General features: G+C 70.6%; 4 protein-coding genes. All 4 read left to right on the forward strand.

Annotation, left to right across the window (positions count from 1 at the left end; all coding sequences use genetic code 11):
- The first annotated feature begins 144 nt into the window (after nt 1-144).
- The 4 genes from OG439_RS49980 to OG439_RS49995 all read left to right on the forward strand — a co-directional run bounded on the left by OG439_RS49980 (nt 145) and on the right by OG439_RS49995 (nt 9,693).
- The gene (locus tag OG439_RS49980) at nt 145-2,685 is read left to right on the forward strand and encodes a GH92 family glycosyl hydrolase (RefSeq protein WP_326947291.1); all 2,541 of its coding nucleotides are present in this window, start codon (nt 145-147) and stop codon (nt 2,683-2,685) included.
- Nucleotides 2,686-2,884: 199 nt separating this feature from the next.
- The gene (gene dnaE, locus OG439_RS49985; protein ID WP_326947292.1) at nt 2,885-6,478 is read left to right on the forward strand and encodes a DNA polymerase III subunit alpha; all 3,594 of its coding nucleotides are present in this window, start codon (nt 2,885-2,887) and stop codon (nt 6,476-6,478) included.
- A 109-nt stretch (nt 6,479-6,587) separates the two neighbouring features.
- Nucleotides 6,588-8,072, forward strand: coding sequence for an MFS transporter (locus OG439_RS49990; RefSeq protein ID WP_326951822.1), 1,485 nt, complete (start codon nt 6,588-6,590; stop codon nt 8,070-8,072).
- A gap of 427 nt (nt 8,073-8,499) precedes the next feature.
- Nucleotides 8,500-9,693: a low temperature requirement protein A gene (locus OG439_RS49995; protein ID WP_326947293.1), complete on the forward strand. Its 1,194-nt coding sequence runs from the start codon at nt 8,500-8,502 to the stop codon at nt 9,691-9,693.
- The last annotated feature ends 64 nt before the right edge of the window (nt 9,694-9,757 follow it).

The raw sequence follows: 9,757 nt of genomic DNA on the forward strand, positions 1-9,757 counted from the left end.
TCCGGCTGTCGGACAGGTTCATGGATCGGATGCTCGGTCCCGGCCGCGGCGGTGTCAACGCGGGACCACGCGCTTGTGGCTCACTTCACCGGCCACCCTGACAACCGGACAGAAGTTCACCGGGTCGTTGACGGGTGCAAACGGGTGACCGTAGCGTTGCGCAGCGTCAGTCTGACAACGTTGTCGCACGTCACCGGCGAAGGGCGGGCCATGGCCGCGCGGAAGATCCTGACCTTGCTCGGAGCGGTGGCCCTCGCGGCGACGGCGTTCGCGACGCCCGCCGCGGCCGGCGTCGAGCTGGTCGCCGACCCGGCGTCCTACGTCGACCCGCTGATCGGCAGCACCAACGCGGGCAACACCTACCCGGGCGCGACGACGCCGTTCGGAATGATCGCCTGGAGCCCGACCACGACGAAGGGCCTGCAGAACGGGACCGGCGCTGCCGGCGGTTACCAGTACGACGTCACACGGGTGCGCGGCTTCAGCCTCACCCACCTCAACGGCACCGGCTGCACGCCGGGCGCGTCCGGCGACGTGCCGATCATGCCGTTCCCCGGCGCCGTCCTGTCCTCGCCGTCGGCCGACCGCACCGACCAGGTCTTCGCCAGCGACTTCTCGCACGCCGACGAGACCGCCGAGCCGGGCCACTACGGCGTCGGCCTGGCCAACGGCGTCGGCGTGGACCTCACCACCACCGACCGGGCCGGGCTCGGCCGGTTCACCTTCCCCGCGGACAAGCCCGCGAACCTGCTCTTCCGGACGTCGAACTCGCTGCCGGGCAGCTCGAACGCCTCGATCAGCATCGACGCGGCGCACCGGCGGGTGACCGGCTCGGTCGACTCGGGCGGCTTCTGCGGCCGCACCACCGGCGGCGAGGAGAACCAGCGCTCCTACTACACGCTGCACTTCAGCGTCACCTTCGACCAGCCGATCACCGGCCAGGGCACCTGGGTCGACGGCACCCTGCGGCCCGGCACGAGCAGCGCGACCGGCGGCGAGGGCTTCACGGACGCCGCACGCGTCGGCAAGGGCTCGGGCGGCTACGTCGGCTTCGACGCGAGCAAGGGGCCGGTCACCGCGCGGATCGGCATCTCCTACGTCAGCGCCGCCAACGCCCAGCGCAACGCCGACGCCGAGATCCCCGCCGGCCGGACGTTCGACGGCGTCCGCGCGTCGGCCCGGAAGGCCTGGCAGGACCAGCTGACGAAGATCGAGCTCGGCGGCGGCACGCACGCGCAGCTCACGACGTTCTACACCGCGCTCTACCACGCGCTGCAGCAGCCGAGCCTGGCCAGCGACGTCACCGGCGAGTACCTCGGCAGCGACCGGAAGGTCCACCGGCTCGCGAAGGGCCAGCACGCGCAGTACGGCACGTTCTCCGGCTGGGACGTCTACCGCGGGCAGGTCCAGCTGCTCGCGTTCCTCGACCCGGCCCGGGCGGGCGACTACGCGCAGTCGCTCTACAACTTCGCCGGGCAGAACGGCGGTGAGTGGGACCGCTGGCTGCACGACAACGGCGGCACGCACGTGATGTCCGGTGACCCGTCGGCGCCCGCGCTGGCCGGGATGTACGCCTTCGGCGCCCGCGGCTTCGACGTCCAGGGCGCCTTCGGCTCGCTGGCCCGCGCGGCCACCGTGCCGACCGCGAACGACACCCGCGACGCCGGCTGCCCGATCCAGTGCGTCGGCCAGCGGCCGGGCCTGGCCGACTACCTGAAGCTGCACTACGCGCCGGACGACGCCTGCCACTGCTGGGGCTCGGCCGCCGAGACGCTCGAAGACTCCGTCGCCGACTTCGCGCTGTCGGACTGGGCGTCGCGCCTCGGCCAGGACCCGGCCGCGTTCCTCGCGCGCTCCGGCTACTGGCGCAACCTGGTCAACCCGCGGGCGAGCGCCGACGGCCCCTACGTCCAGGCGCGCAAGGCCGACGGCTCATGGGTGACGCCGTTCCAGCCGTCGACGGACACGGGCTTCGTCGAGGGCAGCAGCGCGCAGTACACGTGGATGGCGTCCCACGACGTCGCCGGCATGGTCGGCGGCCTGGGCGGCGCGCCCGCGACGGTGAAGCGCCTCGACGGCTTCTTCCACGACGCGGCGGGCAACTGGGCGCTGTCGGGCGTCGACGACGTCCACTACAACCCGGGCAACGAGCCGGACATCAACGCGCCCTGGCTCTACGACTACCTCGGCCGGCCGTGGCAGACGCAGCAGACGGTCCGCCAGATCGTGAACACGGTCTACGGCCCGGGCACCGGCGGCCTGCCGGGCAACGACGACCTCGGCACCATGTCCGCGTGGTACGTCTTCGCCACGCTCGGCATGTTCCCGCAGGTCCCGAACCGCGCCGACCTCGTGCTCGCGTCGCCGCTGTTCCCGCGCGCGGTCGTCCACCGCGGCAACGGCGCGACGATCACGGTCGAAGCGCCGCGCGCCTCGGCGGACACGTACTACGTCCAGGGCGTGCGCGTGAACGGTTCGCCGTCGTCGAAGCCGTGGGTGGCGGAGTCGTTCGTCGCGAACGGCGGCACGATCACCTACGACCTGTCCACGACGCCGAACCCGACGTGGGGCACGGCGGCCGCGGACGCCCCGCCGCAGGCCGCGCTCCCGGCATTTCACCCGAACGTGGCGGCCCCGGCCGTGACGCCGAAGGCCACGCGGAGCCTCGTCACCCCCGCCGGCTGACCCCGCCCGGCGACCACCCGGTCACGGTCCGGCGCAGTGATCATCACCGCTCGAAGCGGTGGCGCGTCGCACCGCCGGAACCGTCCCGGCGAGGAGCAGAATCGAGCGCGAAGAGCGCGTGCGAGGACTGTCGGTGCCACGGGTTAGGGTGAGGGATCCGGGCGCGCCGGTCCCATTCACCTAGGGGAGGTTTTCGCTGGTGTCGAACGATTCCTTCGTCCACCTGCACGTCCACACCGAGTACTCGATGCTCGACGGTGCGGCGAAGATCGCTCCCCTCTTCGCGGAGGCGGCGCGCCTCGGCATGCCCGCGGTCGGCATGACCGACCACGGCAACATGTACGGCGGCGACGAGTTCTACCAACAGTCCAAGAAGCACGGCATCAAGCCGATCATCGGCATCGAGGCCTACGTCGCGCCTGAGAGCCGCTTCCACAAGAAGCCGGTCTTCTGGGGGCAGCAGAACCAGCGCGGGTCCGACGAGCTGGGCGAGGGCGGCGACGTCTCGGGCGCCGGCGCGTACACCCACATGACGATGCTCGCGCAGAACGCCACCGGCCTGCGGAACCTGTTCAAGCTGTCCTCGCTGGCCAGCATGCAGGGCTACTACCGCAAGCCCCGGATGGACCGCGAGCTGATCTCGGAGAACCACTCGGGGATCATCGCGACCACCGGCTGCCCGTCGGGCGAGGTGCAGACCCGGCTGCGGCTGGGCCAGAAGGAAGCGGCGATCCAGGCCGCGTCCGACTACAAGGACATCTTCGGCGCCGGCAACTTCTTCCTCGAGCTGATGGACCACGGCCTGCCGATCGAGCGGTCGGTCCGCGAGGGCCTGCTCGAGGTCGGCCGGCTGCTCGACCTCAAGCCGATCGCGACGAACGACTCGCACTACGTCACCAAGGACCAGGCCGACACGCACTCGGCGCTGCTGTGCGTCCAGGCCGGCAAGACCCTCAACGACCCGACCCGGTTCAAGTTCGACGGTGACGGCTACTACCTCAAGGCCGCCGCCGAGATGCGCGAGTACTGGGACAAGGAAGTCCCCGGCGCGTCGGACAACACGCTGCTGATCGCCGAGCGCGTCGAGTCCTACGAAGACGTCTACTCGCACAAGGACCGGCTGCCGTTCTTCGAGGTCCCGGAGGGCTACGACCAGGGCGGCTGGCTGCGCGAAGAGGTCGCGAAGGGCCTGGCCTGGCGGTTCCCGGCCGGTCCGCCCGAGGGTTACGACGAGCGGATCGAGAAGGAGCTCGACGTCATCATCGGGAAGGGCTTCCCGGCCTACTTCCTGATCGTCGCCGACCTCATCAGCTACGCCCGCCGCGTCGGCATCCGCGTCGGCCCCGGCCGTGGTTCGGCCGCCGGTTCGCTGGTCGCGTACGTGCTCGGTATCACCAACCTGGACCCGATCCCGCAGAAGCTGCTGTTCGAGCGGTTCCTGAACCCCGAGCGCGTCTCGATGCCCGACATCGACATCGACTTCGACGACCGCCGGCGCGGCGAGATGATCCGGTACGCGACCGACAAGTACGGCGTCGACAAGGTCGCCCAGGTCATCACCTTCGGCACCATTAAGACCAAGGCCGCGATCAAGGACTCGGCGCGGGTCCACTTCGGCCAGCCGGGTTACGCGATCGCGGACAAGATCTCCAAGGCGCTGCCGCCGCCGATCATGGCGAAGGACATCCCGCTCTCGGGCATCGTCGACAACAAGCACGAGCGCTTCGGCGAGGCCGCCGAGGTCCGCGCGCTGGTCGAGACGGACGAAGAGTGCAAGACGATCTTCGACACCGCCCGCGGCCTCGAAGGCCTGATCCGCAACGCGGGCGTGCACGCCTGCGCGGTCATCATGTCGTGCGACCCGCTGACCGACGCGATCCCGCTCTGGCAGCGTGACGACGGCTCGATCATCACCGGCTGGGACTACCCGTCGTGCGAGGCCATCGGCCTGCTGAAGATGGACTTCCTGGGCCTGCGGAACCTGACGGTCATCGGTGACGCGATCGACAACATCAAGACCAACCGCGGGATCGACATCGACCTCGACACCCTGGGCGTCGAGGACAAGGAAACCTACAAGCTGCTCGCCCGCGGCGACACGCTCGGCGTGTTCCAGCTGGACGGCGGGCCCATGCGCGACCTGCTGCGCCGCATGGAGCCCACGGTGTTCGACGACATCGTCGCGGTCGGCGCGCTCTACCGCCCCGGCCCGATGGGCATGAACGCGCACAACGACTACGCCGACCGCAAGAACAACCGGCAGAAGGTCAAGCCGATCCACCCGGAGCTCGACGAGCCGCTGCGGGAGATCCTGGCCGACACCTACGGCCTGATCGTGTACCAAGAGCAGATCATGCACATCGGCCAGAAGGTGGCCGGGTACACGATGGGGCGCGCGGACGTGCTCCGCCGCGCGATGGGCAAGAAGAAGAAGGAAGTCCTCGACCTCGAGTACGACGGCTTCGAGGCCGGTATGAAGGCCAGCCCGCTGCTCGACGGCGGGTTCTCCGCCGAGGCCGTCAAGGCGCTCTGGGACACGATCCTCCCGTTCGCCGGGTACGCGTTCAACAAGAGCCACGCGGCCGCGTACGGCCTGATCTCGTACTGGACCGCCTACCTCAAGGCGAACTTCCGGGCCGAGTACATGGCGGCCCTGCTGACGTCGGTCGGCGACAACAAGGACAAGTCGGCGGTCTACCTGTCCGAGTGCCGCCGCCTCGGCATCAAGGTGCTGCCGCCGGACGTCAACGAGTCGGCCCTGCGGTTCGCGGCCGTCGGCGAGGACATCCGCTTCGGCCTCGGCGCGGTCCGCAACGTCGGCGCGAACGTCGTCGAGTCGATCATCAAGACCCGCGCGGAGAAGGGGAAGTACTCCACCTTCACCGACTTCCTCGACAAGTCCGAGCTCGTGGTCTGCAACAAGCGGGTCATCGAGTCGCTGATCAAGGCGGGCGGATTCGATTCGCTCGGCCACACGCGGCTGTCGATGATCCAGGTCCACGAAGACGCGGTCGAAGCCGTCGTCCCGCTCAAGCGCCAGGAGGCGATGGGCCAGTTCGACCTGTTCGGCTTCGGCGGGGAAGACGGGGATGACAGCGCCGCAGCGGTTTCTTCGTCACCGCTCGCGCACCTGAAGTTCGGCGACGAGGAGTACCCGCGCAAGCAGCTGCTCGCCTACGAGCGCGAGATGCTCGGCCTGTACGTCTCGGCCCACCCGCTCGACGGCGCCGAGCGGATCCTGCGCAAGCACGCCCCGAAGCCGATCGCCGGGATCCTGGCCGACCCGCCCCGGGAGGGCGAGCTCGTCATCTCCGGGCTGATCACGTCGCTCGAACGGCGGGTCAACAAGAAGGGCGAGCCCTGGGCGATCTGCACGGTCGAGGACATGGACGCCTCGCTCGAGGTGCTGTTCTTCCCCAAGTCGTACGCCTTGTTCTCCTCCGAGCTGATCGAGGACAACGCGGTGCTGGTGAAGGGCCGGATCAACTGGCGCGAAGACAAGATGTCGATCTTCGGCGGCGGCCTGGCGACGCTGGACCTGTCCGAGGTCGGCACCGGCAACGGTGACGACGAGCCGCCGCTGGTCCTGCTGGCCGCGGCGGAGAAGATCGACCAGTCGGTGGTGAGCGAGCTGCGCTCCACGCTGCTCGCGCACAAGGGCGAGACGATGGTCCACCTCAAGCTGGTCGGGCGGAACCAGACGGTGTTCGCGCTCCACGACTACCCGGTGAAGGTCAGCTCGATGCTGATCGGCGAGCTGAAGGGCATCCGCGGGATCACCGCGTCGACCTGAGCACGGCTTCGAACGGGCCGGATCCGCGCACACCGCGCGCGGATCCGGCCCTTCGTGTTTGCTGAGTGGGTATCCCCGCCCCGTGAGCACCGGTGAGGACAGCCCCTCGATGGACGACTACGAACCCGACCCGAAGCGCTGGAAGGCGCTGGCCGTCTCGCTGACGGCCGGGTTCATGGGCCTGCTCGACGTCAGCATCGTCAACGTCGCGCTGCCGTCGATCCAGCGCGACCTGGGCGCGAGCAGCGGCGGGATCCGCTGGGTCGTCTCGGGGTACGCGCTGGCGTTCGGCCTGGTCCTGGTCACCGGCGGCCGCCTCGGCGACGCGTTCGGCCGCCGGAAGATGTTCCTCGGCGCGCTCGCGGCGTTCGTCGCCACCAGCGCGCTGGCCGGCGCGGCCCCGAACGAGACGACGCTGGTGCTCGCGCGGCTCGCCCAGGGCATGGCGGCGGGCATGCTCACGCCACAGAACACCGGCCTGATCCAGGACCTCTTCCGCGGGCCCGAGCGCGGCCGCGCGTTCGGCATGTTCGGCGCGGTCGTCGGCATCTCGACGGCGGTCGGCCCGATCCTCGGCGGCGTGATCCTCGCCGTCTTCGGCGACCCGGACGGCTGGCGCTGGGTGTTCTACGTCAACGTCCCGATCGGCGTGCTCGCGTTCGCCCTGGCCCTGCGGCTGCTGCCCCGCAGCGAGAAGAGCGGGCTCAAGCTGCGGTCGGAGATCGACTTCGTCGGGATCCTGCTGCTCGCCGTCGCGGTCCTCGGCGTGCTGCTCCCAGTGGTGGAGTCCGACGACGGAGGTCCGGCGCGGCTGTGGTGGATGTTCGTCATCGCGCTCGTCTTCGGCGCCGGCTTCGTGCGCTGGGAGCACTCGCTGGTCCGGCGCGGCCGCTCGCCGCTGCTGGACACCCGGCTGTTCACCGGCACCCCGGGGTACGCCAGCGGCGCCGCGGTGGGCGCGCTCTACTTCTGCGGGTTCGCCGGGATCTGGCTGGTCTTCGCGATGTTCTTCCAGCAGGGCCTCGGCTACACACCCCTGCAGTCCGGGCTGTCGGTGACGCCGTTCGCGCTCGGCTCGGCGGTGGCCGCGGCCGTCGCCGGCCGGCTGGTGCCGCGCTTCGGCCGCCGGCTCACCGTCACCGGGCTGGCGCTGGTCGCCCTCGGCCTGCTGATCGTCGCGCTGCTGGCCCAGCTGGTGCCGCCCGCGGCCGCGGGCTGGGCGTTCGCGTTGCCGCTGGTGCTGGCCGGGGTCGGCGGCGGCATGGTGATCTCGCCGAACACGACGTTGACGCTGGAGTGCGTCCCGGTCCGGCTGGCCGGCGTCGCCGGCGGCGCGCTGCAGACCGGGCAGCGGATCGGCACGGCGATCGGCACGGCCGTGCTGGCGTCGGTCTTCGGCGCGGTCGTCGTCGCGGCGGGGGACTACCAGGTGGCGCTCACCGTCGCCCTCTGCTGCGCGGCCGTCCTGACGTGCGGCGCACTGGGCCTCGCCGTGGCCGAACTGCGGGCGCGGAGACACCGTGCGCAGCTTTCCGGGGACGATCGGGCGGCCGGCGGGGCCGAGACGTCCGCCGCGGACGTCCACCGGGGCTAGGACACTACTTTCCGCAGATTTGCGATGCTCCAAACGAGTGACGAGCACGGAAAGGCACTGGTGCTACGCAGAGCGACCGGGTAGATCTTATGGAGCCTTCACTGCGCGGCTTCGGCTACCGACAGTGGCAATCGATCGGCCACCCGGGGATGGGGTGACCGGTCCGAGCGACCGAAGCGTCCGGAGTTCGAGGGAGTGGACACACTCGGTCACCTTCCGTCCAGTGAGTGTCGGCGTCCGCGGGGGACCGTCCGGCACTCGCGGAAGGGCTGCCCATCGGCCGGCCGCAGCGCGCGTGACGGCGGCGGGCGGGCCCGGGTGAGGGGGAACCGGGCCCGCCCGTCCTTTTCGCCCGTGTCGCGCTTTCCCGCTGCTCGTGATCATGTTGGGATGACCGGATCCGACAGGCACGAGCCCGGGAGGGTCCATGACCGAGCAGCCGCCGCGGCCCGGAAGCCGGATCCGCCTGTGGCACCGGCCGATGCTGGCGCGCGACCGAAGTGAGCGCCACCGCGTCGCGACGCCGTTGGAACTGCTGTTCGACCTGTGTTTCGTGGTCGCCGTCGGCCAGGCGGCCGCGCAGTTGCACCACGCCTTCGCCGAGGGCCACATCGGCCACGGCGTGTTCTCCTTCGCCCTGGTCTTCTTCGCGATCTGGTGGGGCTGGCTGAACTTCAGCTGGTTCGCGTCGGCCTTCGACACCGACGACGTCCCGTACCGCCTGGCGACGCTGGTGCAGATCGCCGGCGGCCTGACCGTCGCGGCCGGGGTGGAGACCGCCTTCGAGGGCGACTTCCGGCTGATGGTCGCCGGCTACGTGCTGATGCGGCTGTCGATGGTGACGCAGTGGCTGCGCGCCGCGCGGTCGGACCCGCCCTGCCGGCCCGCCGCCCTGCGCTACGCCGTCGGGATCACCGCCGTCCAGGTGCTGTGGATCGCCCGGCTGTGGTTGTCGGGAACGCCGGCCGTCATCGCGTTCTTCGTGCTCGTCGTGCTCGAGCTCGCCGTCCCGCTGTGGGCGGAGCGCCGCTTCGGCACGACGTGGCACCCGCACCACATCGCCGAGCGGTACGGCCTGTTCACGCTGATCGTGCTCGGCGAGGTGATCCTCGGCGCGACCACCGCGATCAAGGAGGGCGCCGCCGAGGCGGAGCACGTCGGCGGGCTCATCTCGCTCGCCGCGGCCGGCCTGGTGCTGGTGTTCGCCATGTGGTGGCTGTACTTCGACCAGCCGGGGCACGCGCGGCTGGTCCGCCGGCCGACCCTGTTCACGACGATGAGCTGGGGTTACGGCCACTACCTGATCTTCGCGTCCGCGGCGGCGGTCGGGGCCGGGCTCGAGGTGGCGGTCGGCTACGACACCCACACGCTGCACGACGTCGGCCCGATCGCCGCGGCGATGGCGACGACCGTGCCGGTCGCGATATTCCTGCTGAGCGTCTGGCTGCTGCACATCGGCCCGGCCAACGAGTGCCGGCCGATCGCGGTCGGCTTCCCGGTGACCGCGGTGCTCGTCGTCGCGGCGTCGTTCACGCCGGTGCCGATCCACGTCACCGCGGTGCTCACGGCCGCGCTCGTCGCCGTCACGGTCGTCTTCGCCCACGGGCAGCCGCGGGAGTAGATCACCGCAGGTCAGCGGCCTGGTGTGCAAAAAGGGGACCCCCCTGTGCGAGGCCGTTTCGGGG

It is taken from the genome of Amycolatopsis sp. NBC_01307 (assembly GCF_035975215.1).
Classification (GTDB): Bacteria; Actinomycetota; Actinomycetes; order Mycobacteriales; family Pseudonocardiaceae; genus Amycolatopsis.

Excerpts from the sequence above, each read along its gene's own strand:
- OG439_RS49990 (WP_326951822.1), top strand. The coding sequence starts at position 6,588 with ATGGACGACTACGAACCCGACCCGAAGCGCTGGAAGGCGCTGGCCGTC.
- OG439_RS49995 (WP_326947293.1), top strand. The coding sequence starts at position 8,500 with ATGACCGAGCAGCCGCCGCGGCCCGGAAGCCGGATCCGCCTGTGGCAC.